At 69.0% G+C, this 15,257-nt stretch carries 14 protein-coding genes; 4 read left to right on the forward strand and 10 right to left on the reverse strand.

Going from position 1 to position 15,257, the window contains the following annotated elements:
* Positions 1 to 42: 42 nt before the first annotated feature.
* From purL to purC, 4 genes are read right to left on the reverse strand one after another with little or no spacing between them, the layout of a single operon-like run.
* Positions 43 to 2,247, reverse strand: coding sequence for a phosphoribosylformylglycinamidine synthase subunit PurL (purL, locus tag STVA_RS08795; protein ID WP_123689011.1), 2,205 nt, complete (start codon positions 2,245 to 2,247; stop codon positions 43 to 45).
* 52 nt (positions 2,248 to 2,299) lie between these two features.
* Positions 2,300 to 2,989: a phosphoribosylformylglycinamidine synthase subunit PurQ gene (purQ, locus tag STVA_RS08800; RefSeq protein WP_123689010.1), complete on the reverse strand. Its 690-nt coding sequence runs from the start codon at positions 2,987 to 2,989 to the stop codon at positions 2,300 to 2,302.
* Complete coding sequence (purS, locus tag STVA_RS08805) at positions 2,986 to 3,228, reverse strand: phosphoribosylformylglycinamidine synthase subunit PurS (protein WP_123689009.1); 243 nt, start codon at positions 3,226 to 3,228, stop codon at positions 2,986 to 2,988. The genes purQ and purS overlap by 4 nt, the downstream gene beginning before the upstream one ends.
* 42 nt (positions 3,229 to 3,270) lie before the next feature.
* Positions 3,271 to 4,035, reverse strand: coding sequence for a phosphoribosylaminoimidazolesuccinocarboxamide synthase (purC, locus tag STVA_RS08810; RefSeq protein WP_123689008.1), 765 nt, complete (start codon positions 4,033 to 4,035; stop codon positions 3,271 to 3,273).
* Positions 4,036 to 4,255: 220 nt separating this feature from the next.
* Here purC and STVA_RS08815 point away from each other — a divergent pair, with 220 nt between their 5' ends.
* Positions 4,256 to 4,579 (forward strand): DUF1476 domain-containing protein, encoded by a 324-nt coding sequence (locus STVA_RS08815; protein WP_123689007.1) that lies wholly within the window; start codon positions 4,256 to 4,258, stop codon positions 4,577 to 4,579.
* A 45-nt stretch (positions 4,580 to 4,624) separates the two neighbouring features.
* On the opposite strand, the gene STVA_RS08820 is transcribed toward STVA_RS08815, so the two are convergent.
* Genes STVA_RS08820 through STVA_RS08845 form a run of 6 tightly spaced genes read right to left on the reverse strand, consistent with a single transcriptional unit; the run spans position 4,625 to position 11,256 of the window.
* Positions 4,625 to 5,026, reverse strand: coding sequence for a VOC family protein (locus tag STVA_RS08820; protein ID WP_123689006.1), 402 nt, complete (start codon positions 5,024 to 5,026; stop codon positions 4,625 to 4,627).
* Positions 5,027 to 5,039: 13 nt separating this feature from the next.
* Complete coding sequence (locus STVA_RS08825; protein ID WP_123689005.1) at positions 5,040 to 6,644, reverse strand: dipeptide ABC transporter ATP-binding protein; 1,605 nt, start codon at positions 6,642 to 6,644, stop codon at positions 5,040 to 5,042.
* A 7-nt stretch (positions 6,645 to 6,651) separates the two neighbouring features.
* A complete protein-coding gene (locus STVA_RS08830; RefSeq protein WP_123689004.1) occupies positions 6,652 to 7,476 on the reverse strand; it encodes an ABC transporter permease in 825 nt (274 codons plus the stop codon).
* On the reverse strand, positions 7,473 to 8,444 hold the full coding sequence (locus STVA_RS08835) for an ABC transporter permease (protein WP_123689003.1): 972 nt from the start codon (positions 8,442 to 8,444) through the stop codon (positions 7,473 to 7,475). The genes STVA_RS08830 and STVA_RS08835 overlap by 4 nt, the downstream gene beginning before the upstream one ends.
* Positions 8,445 to 8,495: 51 nt before the next feature.
* Positions 8,496 to 9,668: an FAD-dependent oxidoreductase gene (locus STVA_RS08840; RefSeq protein WP_170216387.1), complete on the reverse strand. Its 1,173-nt coding sequence runs from the start codon at positions 9,666 to 9,668 to the stop codon at positions 8,496 to 8,498.
* 7 nt (positions 9,669 to 9,675) lie between these two features.
* The gene (locus STVA_RS08845; RefSeq protein ID WP_245978257.1) at positions 9,676 to 11,256 is read right to left on the reverse strand and encodes an ABC transporter substrate-binding protein; all 1,581 of its coding nucleotides are present in this window, start codon (positions 11,254 to 11,256) and stop codon (positions 9,676 to 9,678) included.
* A gap of 313 nt (positions 11,257 to 11,569) precedes the next feature.
* Between STVA_RS08845 and STVA_RS08850 the strand changes: the two genes are divergently transcribed.
* The 3 genes from STVA_RS08850 (at position 11,570) to STVA_RS08860 (ending at position 15,221) form a co-directional block, all read left to right on the forward strand.
* Positions 11,570 to 12,256 carry a TetR/AcrR family transcriptional regulator gene (locus tag STVA_RS08850; RefSeq protein ID WP_170216386.1) on the forward strand — a complete coding sequence of 229 codons (687 nt, stop codon included), beginning with the start codon at positions 11,570 to 11,572 and terminating at the stop codon, positions 12,254 to 12,256.
* A 70-nt stretch (positions 12,257 to 12,326) separates the two neighbouring features.
* Entirely contained in the window at positions 12,327 to 13,556 is a 1,230-nt protein-coding gene (locus STVA_RS08855; RefSeq protein WP_170221596.1) for an NAD(P)/FAD-dependent oxidoreductase, read from the forward strand.
* Between the two features lie 99 nt (positions 13,557 to 13,655).
* A complete protein-coding gene (locus STVA_RS08860; RefSeq protein ID WP_123688999.1) occupies positions 13,656 to 15,221 on the forward strand; it encodes an ABC transporter substrate-binding protein in 1,566 nt (521 codons plus the stop codon).
* The last annotated feature ends 36 nt before the right edge of the window (positions 15,222 to 15,257 follow it).

The following is a 15,257-nucleotide window of genomic DNA, read 5'->3' on the forward strand; positions in this document are numbered from 1 at the left end:
GTCGGAGGTCGAAGGGGCGGAGGTTGAAGGTGGGAAAGGCGATCAGGCGTCGCCGGCCATCCACGCCGGAAACCAGCGCTCATGGGCCGTGCGCAACGTCTCGACCGATATGGCGCCGGCCCCGGCGACTGTCAATTCGCGCCCGCCCGTGGTGCCGATGCGCGCCGCCGGCACGCCGGCCGCCACAGCGCCGGCCAGCACCGCATCCGCGTCCCTCGTCGTCAGCAGGTACCGCGCCTGGTCCTCGCCGAACAGCCACGCGTCGAGCCGGACGGCACCGGCCGGCGGCGCGATCTCGGCGCCGATGCCGGACGCCATCGCCATCTCGGCCACGGCCACGCCCAGCCCGCCGTCCGAGCAGTCGTGGCATGCGGTCGCCAGCCCGTCGGCGATGAGGTCGCGGACGAAGTCGCCGGCGCGGCGCTCGGCCGCCAGGTCGACCGGCGGCGGCGCGCCGTCCTCGCGGCCCAGGATCTCGCGCAGATAGATGGACGAGCCGAGCCAGCCATCGGTGCGGCCGAGCAGCACGATCGCCTCGCCCTCGCCCGGGAAGGCGACGCGGACCGCGTTGGCGACGTCGTCGATCAGCCCGACCCCACCGATGGCCGGGGTCGGCAGGATCGCCCGACCCTCGGTCTCGTTGTAGAGCGACACGTTGCCCGACACGACGGGGTAGTCGAGCGCCCGGCAGGCTTCGGCCATGCCCTGGATGCAGCCCACGAACTGCCCCATGATCTCGGGCTTCTCGGGGTTGCCGAAATTCATGTTGTCGGTGATGGCGAGCGGCCGGGCGCCGATCGCGGTCAGGTTGCGCCAGGTCTCGGCGACCGCCTGGCGGCCGCCCTGGACCGGGTCGGCCTGGCAGTAGCGCGGCGTGCAGTCGGTGGTGATGGCCAGGCCCTTGCTCCGCCCGTGCACGCGCACCAGGGCGGCGTCGCCGCCCGGCTGCTGCACCGTGTCGGCCATCACGGTCGAATCATACTGGTCGTAGACCCAGCGCCGGCTGGCGAGGTCGGGGCAGCCGACCATCCGCTCCAGCGAGGCGAGCGGGGCCGGGTCGGCCGGCAGGTCGGCGATCGCGATCACGGGGCGGGGCGGGGTGGCGACCCACGGCCGCTCGTACTGCGGCGCCTGGTCGACCAGCGGGCCGACGGGCAGGTCGGCCGCGACCTCGCCATGCATCTCCAGGATCAGGCGGCCGGTCTCGGTCACCTCGCCGATGACGGCGAAGTTCAGCTCCCACTTCTCGAAGATGCGCCGGGCGATGTCCTCGCTGCCGGGGCGCAGGATCATCAGCATCCGCTCCTGGCTTTCCGACAGCATGATCTCATAGGGCGTCATGCCGGGCTCGCGCATCGGCACATGGTCGAGGTGGAGCGTGATGCCGAGCCCGCCCTTGCCGGCCATCTCCACCGACGACGAGGTCAGGCCGGCCGCACCCATGTCCTGGATGGCGACGATGGCGTCCTCGTTCATCAGCTCCAGGCAGGCCTCGATCAGCAGCTTCTCGGTGAAGGGGTCGCCGACCTGCACCGTGGGTCGCTTGGCCTCGGAATCCTCGGTGAACTCGGCCGACGCCATGGTGGCGCCATGGATGCCGTCGCGGCCGGTCTTGGCCCCGACATAGACGACGTTGTTCCCGGGGCCGGCGGCGGCCGAATAGAAGATGCGGTCGGCGCGGGCGACCCCCACGGTCATCGCGTTGACCAGGATGTTGCCGTCATAGGCGGAATGGAAATTGACCTCGCCGCCCACCGTCGGCACGCCGACGCAGTTGCCATAGCCGCCGATGCCGGCAACGACGCCCGACACCAGGTAGCGCGTCTTGGGATGATCGGGCCGGCCGAAGCGCAGGGCGTTCAGGTTGGCGACCGGCCGGGCGCCCATGGTGAAGACGTCGCGCAGGATGCCGCCCACGCCGGTCGCCGCACCCTGGTAGGGCTCGATGAAGGACGGGTGGTTGTGGCTTTCCATCTTGAAGATGGCGGCGTCGCCGTCGCCGATGTCGATGACGCCAGCATTCTCGCCCGGGCCGCAGATCACCCAGGGGGCCGTCGTCGGCAGGGTGCGCAGCCACTTCTTCGACGATTTGTACGAGCAATGCTCGCTCCACATCACCGAGAAGATGCCGAGCTCCGTCATCGACGGCTCGCGGTCGAGGATGGCGAGGACGCGGGCGTACTCGTCGGGCGTGAACCCGTGCTGGGCCACGGTCTCGGGCGAAATCTGGGCGTTCGGCAGGGTCAAGGCCGCGGCTCTTTCAGGCTGGTCGTTGCGGGCTGGGCCGGCATGCGGCGGGTCAGGTCAGGGCTTCGACGAGGCCCTCGAACATGGCCCGGCCGTCCGTGCCGCCCAGCAGGGGGTCGCATACCCGCTCGGGGTGGGGCATCAGGCCCAGCACCGTCTTGGTCTCGTTGAAGATGCCGGCGATGTTGCGCCGCGCGCCGTTGGGGTTGCCGGCTTCCACCACCGCGCCGTCGGGCGTGCAGTAGCGGAAGGCGACCTGCCCGCGCTCCTCCAGCCGGTCGAGCGTCGCGTCGTCGGCATAGTAGTTGCCGTCGCCATGGGCGACCGGCATGCGGGCGACGGCGCCGTTGGCATAGCGGCTGGTGAACAGGCTCTGGCTCGTCTCGACCCGCACATGCACGTCGCGGCCGACGAACTTCAGCGAGGCGTTGCGCATCAGGGCGCCCGGCAGCAGGCCCGCCTCGCACAGCACCTGGAAGCCGTTGCAGATGCCCAGCACCGGCACGCCGCGGCCGGCCCGGGCGACGACTTCGCGCATCACCGGCGAATGGGCCGCCATGGCGCCCGCGCGCAGGTAGTCGCCATAGGAGAAACCGCCCGGCAGCACGATCAGGTCGACCTCCGGGAAGGTCCCCTCGGCATGCCAGACCATGTGCGGCGCCCGGCCGGTGATGTCGCGCAAGGCCGTCTCGGCGTCCCGGTCGCAGTTGGACGCGGGGAAGACGATGACGGCCGACCTCACGACATCACCTCGATCGCGTAGTTCTCGATCACGGTGTTGGCGAGCAGGCGCCGGCACATCTCCTCGACCTGGGCGCGACCGCGCGCCGGGTCGCTTTCCTGCAGGTCGATCTCGATCAGCTTGCCCTGGCGGACATCGCCCACCCCCTCGAACCCCAGATGGGCCAGCGCCCCCTGGATGGCGGTTCCCTGCGGGTCGAGCACGCCCTGCTTCAGCGTGACATGGACGCGCGCCTTCATGCCGGTGATCCTCTCTCGTCTCGCGAACGCCACGCGAAGTGGCTATTGCAGCGTCTTGCTGCCCTTGTGGTCGCCCTGGCCGTCCTCGGGCAGGATGCCCAGGCGGCGGGCCACTTCCTGGTAGGCGGCCTCGACATTGCCGAGATCCTGGCGGAAGCGGTCCTTGTCCATCTTCTCGTTGGTCTTGCCGTCCCACAGGCGGCAATTGTCCGGGCTGATCTCGTCGGCGACGACGATCTGCATGTCGTCGTCGTGATAGAGCCGGCCGAACTCCAGCTTGAAGTCGATGAGCCGGATGCCGATGCCGAGGAACAGCCCGGTCAGGAAGTCGTTCACCCGCAGCGCCAGGGCCATCATGTCGTCCAGGTCCTGGGTGGTGGCCCAGCCGAACGCGGTGATGTGCTCCTCCGACACCAGCGGGTTCTGGAGCTCGTCGTTCTTGTAATAATATTCGACGATCGAGCGGGGCAGGTGGGTGCCCTCCTTGATCCCGAGTCGCTTCGACAGCGAGCCGGCGGCGACATTGCGCACGACCAGCTCGATCGGGATGATCTCGACCTCGCGCACGAGCTGCTCGCGCATGTTCAGCCGCCGCACGAAATGCGTGGGCACGCCGACCTCGCCCAGGCGCAGCATGAGGTACTCGCTGATCCGGTTGTTCAGCACCCCCTTGCCGGTAATCGTGCCCTTCTTCTGGTTGTTGAAGGCCGAGGCGTCGTCCTTGAAATAGGTGATTAGCGTGCCAGGCTCCGGCCCTTCGAACAGGACTTTGGCCTTGCCTTCGTAGATCTGTCTGCGGCGGGACATGGGCGGCCACCAGGAGGGAGGAGGGGTCGTCGCGCCGGGCGCCGGCCTTCTCCGAAGAAAGGCAGCCCGGCGCATGCGAGCCGGACATATAGCAATGGCGGCCCGCCGGCTCAACCGGCGCCCTGCCGATGGTCCGTTTTGCGACCGCCCGCGCCCCTCGTCATCGGCGCCCGGCATCGCTATATGAGGGCGATCCTATTGCGGGAGAACGAGGAGCTTCATGTCCAGTTTCAATGACCGAGAGAAGGGCTTCGAGAAGAAGTTCGAACGCGACCAGGAGGCCGTCTTCAAGGTCACCGCGCGGCGCAACAAGCTGCTGGGCGCCTGGGCTGCCCAGAAGCTCGGGCTCTCGGGCGACGAGGCCGAGTCCTACGCCAAGTCCGTGGTCGCGGCCGATTTCGAGAAGCCGGGCGACGACGACGTCCTCCAGAAGGTGCTGGGCGACCTGACGGCCAAGGGCATCGCCGCCACGGCCGCCGACGTGCGCAGCCAGATGGACGCGCTGATGCCGGTGGCGCGCGAGCAGATCGCCAAGGCCTCCTAGCGGGGCCGTGTGACCCCGCGGCCGGTTTGGGCCGCGGGGGCCGCCCTATCGCGGGCGGCCGGGGCCGATGAATTCCACCATGTTGCCGTCGTCGTCCTTGACGAAGAGCTGGCGCAGGCCGGTCGGTGACGAGAACAACTCGTTCACCTTCAGCCCCTTGGCCTCGAGCGCGGCCTGCATGCGGTCGGCGTCGTCGACGCGGATGGCGAAGTGGGGGTAGCGCACCTCGAAGCCGAGGCGCTCGGCATCCGGCCGGCGCAGGGCGTCGTTGACGATGATGTGCAGCTCCAGGCCCTGGCCCAGGCTGTACCACGAGCCGGGGAAGCCGAAATCCGGGCGCGCCAGGCGCTCGAACCCCAGCATCTCGCCATAGAAGCGGTCGGCGGCGGCGACGTCCGATACCGTGACCGACACATGGGCCAGTTTGCCCGGTGCGCTTTCTGCCATTGTTCCAGCCCCTTCAGATGAGGCGGCGGCCGGGGATCGCGGCCACCAATTGACGGGTATATTCGTGCCGGGCCGATCCCATGATGGCGGCCGGCGTGCCTTCCTCCACGATCTCGCCCTGGCGCATCACGGCGATGCGGTCGGCCACCTGGCCCGCCACCCGCAGGTCATGGGTGATGAAGATCATGGCCAGACCCAGCTTTTCGCGGACATCGCGCAGCAGATCCAGGATCTGCGCCTGCACCGTCACGTCCAGCGCCGACACCGGCTCGTCGGCGATCAGCACCAGCGGCTCCAGCGCCAGGGCCCGGGCGAGGCCGATGCGCTGGCGCTGCCCGCCCGAGAACTGGTGCGGGTAGCGGTCCATCGCGCCGGCGTCGAGGCCAACCAGGCCCAGCATGCGTTCGGCGGTCGCGCGCGCGGCGGCCGGCTTCACGCCATGGGCGAGCGGCCCCGCCATGATGATCGGCCCCACCCGGATACGGGGATTGAGCGATCCGTGCGGGTCCTGGAAGACCATCTGGATGGCCTTGCGCCGGGCGCGCAGCGCGCCGCCGGCAAGCTGGCCCATGTCCTCGCCGAAAAGGTCGATGCGGCCCGCGTCGGGCCGCATCAGGCGAACGATGCAGCGGCTGAGCGTGGTCTTGCCGGAGCCGGATTCGCCCACCACGGCCAGCGTCTCGCCGGCATGCAGCGTGAAGCTGACCTGCTTCAGCGCCTCCACCTTGCGCTCGGCGCCGAACATGCCCTTGCGGACGCGGAAGATCTTGCTGAGGCCCGCCACCGACAGGACGGGCGGCTGCGTCGGCGCGGCTCGTTCTGCGCGCGCATCGGCGGACAGGCGGGGCACGCTGTCGATGAGGGCCTTGGTATAGGCATGGGCGGGGGCACCCAGCACCGCGCGGGCCGGCCCTTGCTCCACCAGCTCGCCGCGCCACATCACCGCCACCCGGTCGGCGATCTCGGCCACCACGCCGAAATCATGGGTGATGAAGATGACGGCGGTGCCGCGCTCGGCCTGCAGGCGCTTCAGCACGCGAAGGATCTGCATCTGGGTTGTGACGTCGAGGGCGGTCGTCGGCTCGTCGGCGATCAGCAGCGACGGACCCAGCGCGAAGGCAATCGCGATCATCACCCGCTGGCGCTGCCCGCCCGACATCTCGAACGGATAGGCCTCGGCGATGCGCGCCGGATCGGGCAGGTTGAGGTCGGCCAGCAGGGACAGCACGCGGCGCTGCCGCTCGGCCTTGTCGAAGCCCGAGCGATGGATGCGGAACAGCTCCGAGATCTGGTCGCCGACGCGCATCAGCGGGTTCAGCGCCGTCATCGGCTCCTGGAAGATCATCGAGATCTCGCGGCCGCGCAGCCCCTCCATCCGGCGCTGCGGCAGGGCCAGCAGGTTCTCGCCCTTGAAGGTGATGGTCCCGGCCGAGGCGCGCAGGCCCATGTCGGGCAGGAGGCCCATGACCGCGCGCGCCGTCAGCGACTTGCCCGACCCGGATTCGCCGACGATGCACACCAGCTCGCCCGGTGCCACGTCGAGCGACAGGCCGCGCACGGCGAACCGGCGCTCGCCGCCGCCGGGCAGGGGAATGTCGAGGCCGCGAATCTGGAGCATCGGCGGGTCAGGACGTCAGGCGCGGGTTGAGCGCATCGCCCAGCCCGTCGCCCACCAGGTTGATCGCCAGCACCGTCAGGAAGATGGCGACGCCGGGGAAGGTGCACATCCACCAGGCGTCGCGGATCAGGTTGCGCGAGGCGCCGATCATGTAGCCCCAGCTCATCAGGTCGGGGTCGCCCAGGCCAAGGAAGCTGAGGGAGGATTCGAGCAGGATGGCGGTCGCCACCATCAGCGAGGCGGTGACGATGATCGGCCCCAGGGCGTTCGGCAGGATCTGGCGGAAGATCACGCGATGGGTCGGCTCGCCCAGCACGATCGAGGCCTGCACGAACTCCGCCTGGCGCAGCGACAGGAACTGGCCGCGCACCAGGCGGGCGACGCCCGGCCAGCTAACGACGGCGATCGCGGCCACGATGGAGGAGATGGACGGGCTGAATAGGGCGACCAGGACCACCGCCAGCAGGAAGCTCGGGATGGTCTGGAAGAATTCGGTCGCCCGCATCAGCAGCTCGTCGATGCGGCCGCCGAAATAGCCCGCGACCGCGCCCACCAGGACGCCTGCCAGCGTGCCGGCCGCCGTCGCCACTAGCGCCAGCAGCAGCGAGACGCGCGCGCCATGGGCGATGCCGGCGGCGATGTCGCGGCCCAGCATGTCGGTGCCCAGCAGGTAGCCGCCCTGCAGCGGCCGCAGGTAGGGCTCGCCCGCCATCTCCCACGGGCTGGTCGGGTAGAGGACCGGCGCCAGCACGGCCAGCAGCACCATCGCCGCCAGGATCAGCAGGCCGATGCAGGCGGCGATGTTGGTGCGGAACCGCTGGGCGGCGGTCATCGCGCCGGTCCCGTCCGGGGATCGACCAGGGTGTAGATGAAGTCGGTCGCGATGTTGATGGCGACGACCGCGGTCGAGGTGACGAGGAAGATGCCGAGCAGCAGGTTGTAGTCGCGCTGGAACACGGCCTCGAACGCCAGGCGGCCGATGCCGGGCCAGGCGAAGACCGTCTCCACCAGGATCGACCCGCCGACGATCTGGCCCGCCTGCACGCCGGCCATGGTCAGCACCGGCAAGACGGCATTGCGGAACATGTGGCGCCGCCACACCCGACCGATCGAGGCGCCCTTGGCGCGCGCCGTCGCCACGAAGTCGAGCGGGCGCACCTCCAGCAGCGAGGCCCGCATCAGCCGGGCATAGATGGCGGTGTAGAAAAGACCGAGCGTCAGGGTCGGCAGGATCAGGTGGCGGGCGACGTCGGCCGCCTTGGCCCAACCGCCGGTCACCGGCAGGATCGAGCGCATGCCGAAGGCCGGCAGCCACTCGAGCTGCACCGAGAAGACGAGGATGCCCATCAGCCCGATCCAGAAGATGGGCGTGGCATAGAAGGCGAGCGAGAAGATCGACACGGCCGCATCGGCCAGCCCGCGGAAGCGCGCGGCCAGGTAGCCCAGCACGATGCCCAGCGCCAGCGACAGCACGAAGGCGGATGCGGCCAGCAGCAGCGTCGCCGGCAGCCGCTCGGCGATCAGCTCGGCATTCGGCCGCTTCTGCCGGTAGGAGAAGCCGAGGTCGAACTGCAGTACGTTGCCGAGATACTTCGCCAACTGCACCGGCAGGGGCTGGTCGAGGCCGTAGGACCGCCGGATGTCGGCGATGAACTGCTCGTCCGAGGCGCCGGATTCGCCGGCCATGATCATCGCCGGGTCGCCCGGCGCCAAGCGCAGGATGACGAAGCAGAAGACGATGACCAGCAGCACGACCAGAAGGCCGCCGGCCAGCCGCCGCAGGAGGTAGCGCAGGCGCACCGCGGCTGCCCCGTCAGATCCGGCCGGCGGGGCGCGTCACGATGCCCCCGGTCACGACGCCCGCGCGCCGGTGGCTGGCGCCTCCACCCCGTCCGGGACGTAGTTGGAGGCCACCGTGCGGATGTTCTTCACCCATTCCGACCGGTTCATCGCCCACAGGGCCAGGTATCGCGGCAGGGTCGGCCAATAGCTCAGCTTGCCATAGAGGTTGGAGACGAACTGGATGCGCTCGACGATCGGCCGCTCGCGTTGCTCCCAGCGGGTCAGCCCAGCCTCCAGATCATCGGTCTGGCTGACGTTGGCGGCAAGGCTGATGCCGTCCATCATCGCCGTGCCGCCGCCCTGGCCGAGGTTGGCCGACATGGCGTGCGCGGCATCGCCCAGCAGGGCTACCCGGCCGATGTGCCACTGCTTCAGCTTCACCTGCTCGAACGGCGTCCAGCGCAGCGGGTTGACGATGCGGCGCAGGACGGGGGCGATGTGCGGGAAGGCCTCGCTCCAGGCATCGAGGTCGGGCGGCTCGCGCGTGCCCTTCACGTCGTTGTCGACGGTCATCAGCGCGAGATAGGTCTCCTGCGGCGAGATCGGCGCATAGAACACCCGGCGCACGCCGGACCAGAACTCGGCATAGGTGTCGTCGGGCAGGTCGCGATCGGTCGGCAGGCGGGGCACGATCGCCCGGATGGCGCCGCAGTTCAGCGACTTGATTTGGCCGGGAAAGCCGACGCTGGTGCGGACCTTGGAATAGACCCCGTCCGCGCCGATCACGAGGTCGCCGCGGCGCTCGCTGCCGTCGGCCAGGCGCACGACGCCGTCGGGCGTGGCGGCCTGCACCTCGGACCCGGTGAAGATCCGGGCACCGGCCGCCTCGGCCTGGTTGCGCAGGGCCAGGACCAGCTTCTCGCGGGCCACCACATGGATGCGCAGGCCGGATTCGGGCGGCCAGTGATAGCGCCCGACCGTGCGGTTGCGATGGTCGCGCGTCTCCCGCCGATAGAAGCGGATGCCGCCATCCACCGTCTCGGCATAGGCACCGACCGCCTCCAGGACCCGAAGCCCGTTCTCGCCGATATAGATGCCCGATCCGGTGGCGCGGATGACGGGCGCGCGCTCGTGGACCTCGACCGACCAGCCGCGCTGGGCCAGGGCGGCGGCGGCCGTCAGGCCGCCGATGCCGGCCCCGGCGACGACGGCATGCCGCCGCCGGGTGGACGTGCCGGTCATCGCGGGCTCAGCGGGCGAGCCAGGCATCGGCATAGGCATCGTTGGGGCCATGGGCGGTCGTGATCGCGTCGCGTAGCCGCTTGTTCATGACGACCGGGAACTGCAGCTCGAGCAGGAAGCCGACCGGCAGGTCCTCGGTAATCAGGCGCTGGATCTCGGAATAGTACGCCTGCTTCTTGGTCTCGTCGGTCTCGGCCGTGGCGGCGGTGAACAGGTCGTCGACGCGCTGGTTGCAGTAGCCGTTGGCGTTGGCGAGGAAGACCTTGCGGACGTTGGAGCAGAGATAGGTCCGCCCCACGCCCAGCGCCGGATCGGCATACTGGTAGAAGAACGTGTAGACGATGTCGTAGTCCCAGTTGGTGTAGCGCTGGATCCAGTTGCCGGGATCGGTGTTCTCCACCGTCGCCCGCACGCCGACGCGGCGGAAGGATTCGCGCAGGTATTCCGCCAGCCGGGTCCAGTGGTCGCCATAGGGCAGGGCCAGGATCTTGATGTCGGCCCGCGTGCCGTCGGCCTTGGGCTTCAGGCCCATCTCGTCCAGCAGCGCCTTGGCCTTTTCCTGGTCGTATGGATAGGTCGCGACTTTGGGGTCGTAGTTGCGCGTCGAACTGGCGATCGGGCCGGTCGGCACCTTGCCCTGGCCGTAGAAGATCCGGTCCTTGATGAAGTTGCGGTCGATGGCGTGCATCAGCGCCTTGCGGAACCGCTTGTCGTCGAAGGGCGGGCGGCGGCTGTTCATGTCCATCAGGACGAGGGGTGCGATGAATTCCTGCCCCTTGTCGGCGACCGTCAGCGCCGGGTTGCGGCGCAGCCGCTCCAGGTCGGTGAACTGGACGGCGTCGAACTGCGCCTGGTCGACGGCGCCCTGTTCCATGGCGACGGTGCGGGCGGCGGCGTCTGGGATGAAGTGGAAGCTAATCCCGTCGAGGTACGGCCGGCCCTGGCGGTAATAGTCGGGATTGCGTTCGAGTTGCAGCGACTCCCCCTTCTTCCACGCCACGAAGCGGAAGGGACCAGTGCCGATCGGCTTCTCGTTGGCGGGGTTCTTGTCGAAGTCGGTGCCCTCGTAGAGATGCTTGGGCATCATCGGCGCGCCCGACAGCTCGAACGCGTAGAGGAAGGGCGAGAACTTTTCCTTCAGCTTGTAGACGATCGTGCGCGCATCCGGCGTCTCCACGGCGGCCACGCGCGAGAAGACGCCGCGGGCCCGCGGGTGCGTCTTCATCAGGAATTCCTGCGTGGTGAACGCGACGTCGGCCGAGGTGAAGGGCTTTCCGTCATGCCACTTGGCGTTGGGGCGCAGGTGGAAGGTGTAGGTCAGGCCGTCGGCCGACACTTCCCACCGCTCGGCCAGGCCGGGCTTGGGGTTCAGCTCGAAGTCGAAGGTCAGCAGGCTCTCGAACACCTTGCCGCCGATCGTCACGGTGCCGCTCGCCTGGCCCAGCGCGGTGACGAGGTGGGGCGGCTCGGGATGGACCAGGATGCGCAGCGTGCCGCCGCTCTTGGGCGTGTCCTGGGCCGCGGCGGGGGCCGCTGCCAGTGCCAGGCCGAAGACGGCCAGCAGGGTCGTTCTCGCAAGGTTACGCATCGTCACGCTCCCGGCTGACATGATCACTTGATCAGCTTAGGCATGTTTGAATTCGGCAGGCAAGGGACCAAATTCGCCGAATGGGCGATGCGGGATCAGCAAAGACGGGCCTTTTCTTTGGGGTGTCCGTCCATGTCGATGTGTCGAACGAAAGCGGAACAGGCGGTGTTCTTGCTTCGTGCCGGATTATCAATCATATGATCAGTATTGCGGCAATTGGTGCGTGGCCGAACCGGCCGTGGCCGTGCTAACCGCTACCGCAGGACGGCATCGACAGGATTCGCGATGCCACGGCGTCATGGGGCGAGGGGCAATGGCCGAGAAATCGAGGCAGGCGGCAAAGTCGGGCGCCACGGCCGCGCCGGGCGCCCGCGCGCGCCTCAAGCAGGAGAACCGCGAGGGCCTGATCGTCGAGCGCGCGATCCGCTATTTCGCCAAGGTCGGCTTTCACGGCAATACGCGCGAACTGGCCCGCTCCATCGGCATCAGCCAGCCGCTGCTCTATCACTACTTCGCCAGCAAGGATGCGCTGATCGAGCAGATCTTCGACCGCATCTATGCCAGCAAGTGGAAGCCGTTGTGGGAAGACTGGCTGCGTGATCGCACCATGCCGCTGTCGGCGCGCCTGGAGCGGTTCTACGCCGATTATACCGACACCGTGCTGACCGACGAGTGGACGCGCATCTTCTTCTTTGCCGCATTGCGTGACGTGAACATCCACAAGCGCAACACCCTCATCGTGCGCGAGCGCATCGTCCACGTACTGATCCGGGAGATGCGGGCGGAATTCGAGGGCGAGCCGCGCGACCGACCAATCACCGCCATCGAGGAGGAACTGGGCTGGGACCTCCATACCGGCATCTTCTACCTGGCGATCCGCCAGGCGATACTGGACACGCCGTCCCCGCTGGGTCGGCACCCGGCGACGAAGCTGAAGATCGCCATGTTCCTGGCCGGCGCCCGCTCGGTCCTGGCGCAGGAGGCCCAGCCGGCGGCGTGAGGCTGGCGGCGTGATGCCCCACCGCAACGGAAGGTCCTGATCGATCGTGTCGGCAATGGAATCAGCGGCGGTGGTTGTCATCGGCGGCGGCGTGATCGGGGCGTCCGTCGCCTATCACCTGTGTCGAGCAGGCGTGACCGATGTGCTCGTGCTGGAGCGCAACACGCTCTCCAGCGGGGCGACGCCGCGGGCGGCGGGCCTGATCACGCACGGCCGGGCGGATGCGAACGTCATCGGGATGATGGGCAGGACGATCGCCGCGATCGCCGAACTCGAGAACCTGCTGGGCGAGCCCATCGAGTTCCGGCCTGTCGGCTCGATCCGCTCCGTCGCGACCGAGGCGGGCGAGCGCGCACTGGCGGCCATAGAGTCGGCTTTGCACATGGCCGGGACACCGCTGGAGGTCATCGACGCCCGCCGTGCGCGCGAGGCCTGTCCGTGGCTGGACCTGAGTGGCGCGCGCCGGACGCTCTTCTTCCCGCGCGACGGCCATGTGGATGGCGCCCGTCTCGGCATGGCCTACGCGCGGGCGGCGCGCCGGCTGGGTGCCCGCGTGCGGCAGGGCGTGGAGGTGCAGGGACTGCTGCGCGAGGGGAACACCGTCACCGGCGTCTTGACCAGTGCCGGACCGGTGCGGGCGCAACAGGTGGTCGATGCCGCCGGCGCCTGGGCCGGGGTCGTGTCGGAGTGGGCCGGCTGGGCCTTTCCCGCCACGCCGACGCGCAGCCAGTACTGGATGACGGCGCCGGATGGAAACGGACCGCCCACGATGCCGATCGTGCAGCTTCCCGAACTGCACGCCTATCTGCGACCGGAGGTCGGCGGTCTCGTCGTCGGACTCCAGGAGCCGAACTCCACGACCTTCGATCCGTTCGAGCTGCCGACCGACATGGGCGCGGTGCCGGTTCGCGATCAGGCGGGCGATCTCGACTTTCTCATCGCGCGGGCCGACGCCCTGCGAACCGTGATCCCGGGCATCGATGACTGGCGCTTCGTTCACCACATCACCGGCCTGTCGATGTACACGCCGGACGGAAACTTCGTGATCGGCCGGCCCGATGGCGTCGAAGGGCTGATCGCGGCGGGTGGCTGCTGCGGCTCCGGCGTGGCGGCATCCGGCGGCTTTGGCGAGGCCGTCGCCAGCCTTGTCACCGGCCAGCCTTGCGGCATCGACATGGTACCCTTCCGGCCGTCGCGATTCGGTGGCGTCGGCGCCCGCGACGAAGCCTTCCGGCAGCGATGCAGCGCCGCGCGTGGCGGCAAGTCGGGCCTGCCACCCGGCGGCGGGCACCCCGCCTGAGCGGCACTTCCGCGCTTGTCGAAGCGCCGGCCAGACCTTCGCCCTTGCCCGCCCGGCGCATTTGCGCAAAAAATTCTCCATAACGCAGGAGATCAATCAATGAGCAGGGTTTCGATCGGGGCGGCGAGTGGGATCGCCATGCAGACGGCGGTAGCCGGGATCTGGGCGGTGTCGGCCGTGGCGGCACCGCCTACGGACACGATCGTCGTGGCGGCGACCGAGGACGTACGCGGGATCGACCCGCAGCGGGAGCGCGACGCGCTGTCCCATGACGCCCATCGGCAGGTGGTGGAAGGGCTGGTCGGCTTCCGCGACGACCTGGAGGTGGCGCCGGTCCTGGCCGAGCGCTTCGAGATCCGCGACGACGGCCGCACCTATGTCTTCACCCTGCGCCAGGGGGTGAAGTTCCATAACGGTGCGCCGCTGACCTCGGCCGAAGTGAAGTGGTCGTGGGACTACCTGATGGCCGAGGGTTCGGTCTGGCGCTGCCGCAGCGCCCTGTCGGGCCAGGTCGGGCTGAAGGTCGAGGCGGTCGAGACGCCGGACGCGCAGACGGTGGTCTTCCGCCTGAACCAGCCCAACGGCTCGTTCCTGTCGACCCTGGCCCGCACCGACTGCGCGATGACGCCGGTCCTGCATCCGTCCTCGCTGAACGCGGACGGCAGTTGGAAGGCGCCGGTCGGCACCGGCCCCTTCACCCTGGGCGAGCGCAAGGTCGGCCAGTCGATCGAGATCGTCCGCTTCCCCGGCTACGTCGCCCAGACGACGCCCCATTCCGGAATGACCGGCCGGCGCGAGGTGCTGGTCGAACGCGTGCGCTACCTGCTGATCCCCGACCCCGCGACGCGCAAGGCGGCCCTGGTTTCGGGTGACGTCGACGTGGCGACGATGACCGGCGATGCCGCGGCCGACATGCGCAAGCAGCCCAACGTGAACGTGTTCTCGGCGGAGACGGCGTCCTGGTACGGGCTGCTGCTGAACGACAGCGACCCGATGCTGAAGGACAAGCGCGTGCGCCAGGGGATCGCCGCGGCGCTGGACCGCGACGCCATCGCGGCCGCCGTCAGCTACGACCAAGCGAAGGGCACGGCCTCGACCCTGCCCAGCTTCAGCCGCTACCACACGGCGCTGCACGGCACCGAGAAGAAGGCCGACCCGGCCAAGGCGCGGGCGCTCCTGAAGGCCGGCGGCTATGCCGGCCAGCCGCTGACCATGACCACCAGCAAGCGTTTCCCGCTGATGTATGACCAGGCGGTCCTGGCCCAGGGGATGCTTGAGGAAGTCGGCGTGAAGATCAACCTGGAGGTCGTCGAATGGGCGCTCCAGCTCGCCAACTACAACAAGGGCGCCTACCAGATGCAGTCCTTCGGCTACTCCCCGCGGTTCGAGCCGCTCGGCCACTGGGAGCGGATCATCGGGCCGGAGCCGCGCAAGGTGTGGAAGAACCCCGAGGTCATCGCGATCCTGAAGAAGGGCGAGGTCAGCAGCGACCCGGTGGTGGTCCAGGCCGCGGCCGACGACCTGTTTCGCCGCTTCGTCGACGAGGTGCCGGCCGTCGGCATCTTCCATGTCGTGCTCGAGGTGGTGGCCAACAAGCGGATCGAGGGCCTGAAGTCCTCGCCGCTCGGCAGCCCCTATCTCTGGAACGTCAGCATCAAGAAGTGACGAGCGACTGTTTGTGAATCGTGAAGGGGAAGGCAG

Origin of the sequence: Stella humosa (assembly GCF_006738645.1) — a bacterium.
GTDB classification, from domain to species: domain Bacteria; phylum Pseudomonadota; class Alphaproteobacteria; order ATCC43930; family Allostellaceae; genus Allostella; species Allostella humosa.

Bases quoted from the DNA above. Each gene is read 5' to 3' on its own strand.
- purS (WP_123689009.1), bottom strand. From the start codon at position 3,228: ATGAAGGCGCGCGTCCATGTCACGCTGAAGCAGGGCGTGCTCGACCCG.
- purC (WP_123689008.1), bottom strand. From the start codon at position 4,035: ATGTCCCGCCGCAGACAGATCTACGAAGGCAAGGCCAAAGTCCTGTTC.
- STVA_RS08815 (WP_123689007.1), top strand. From the start codon at position 4,256: ATGTCCAGTTTCAATGACCGAGAGAAGGGCTTCGAGAAGAAGTTCGAA.
- STVA_RS08820 (WP_123689006.1), bottom strand. From the start codon at position 5,026: ATGGCAGAAAGCGCACCGGGCAAACTGGCCCATGTGTCGGTCACGGTA.
- STVA_RS08825 (WP_123689005.1), bottom strand. From the start codon at position 6,644: ATGCTCCAGATTCGCGGCCTCGACATTCCCCTGCCCGGCGGCGGCGAG.
- STVA_RS08830 (WP_123689004.1), bottom strand. From the start codon at position 7,476: ATGACCGCCGCCCAGCGGTTCCGCACCAACATCGCCGCCTGCATCGGC.
- STVA_RS08840 (WP_170216387.1), bottom strand. From the start codon at position 9,668: ATGACCGGCACGTCCACCCGGCGGCGGCATGCCGTCGTCGCCGGGGCC.
- STVA_RS08845 (WP_245978257.1), bottom strand. From the start codon at position 11,256: ATGCGTAACCTTGCGAGAACGACCCTGCTGGCCGTCTTCGGCCTGGCA.
- STVA_RS08850 (WP_170216386.1), top strand. From the start codon at position 11,570: ATGGCCGAGAAATCGAGGCAGGCGGCAAAGTCGGGCGCCACGGCCGCG.
- STVA_RS08860 (WP_123688999.1), top strand. From the start codon at position 13,656: ATGAGCAGGGTTTCGATCGGGGCGGCGAGTGGGATCGCCATGCAGACG.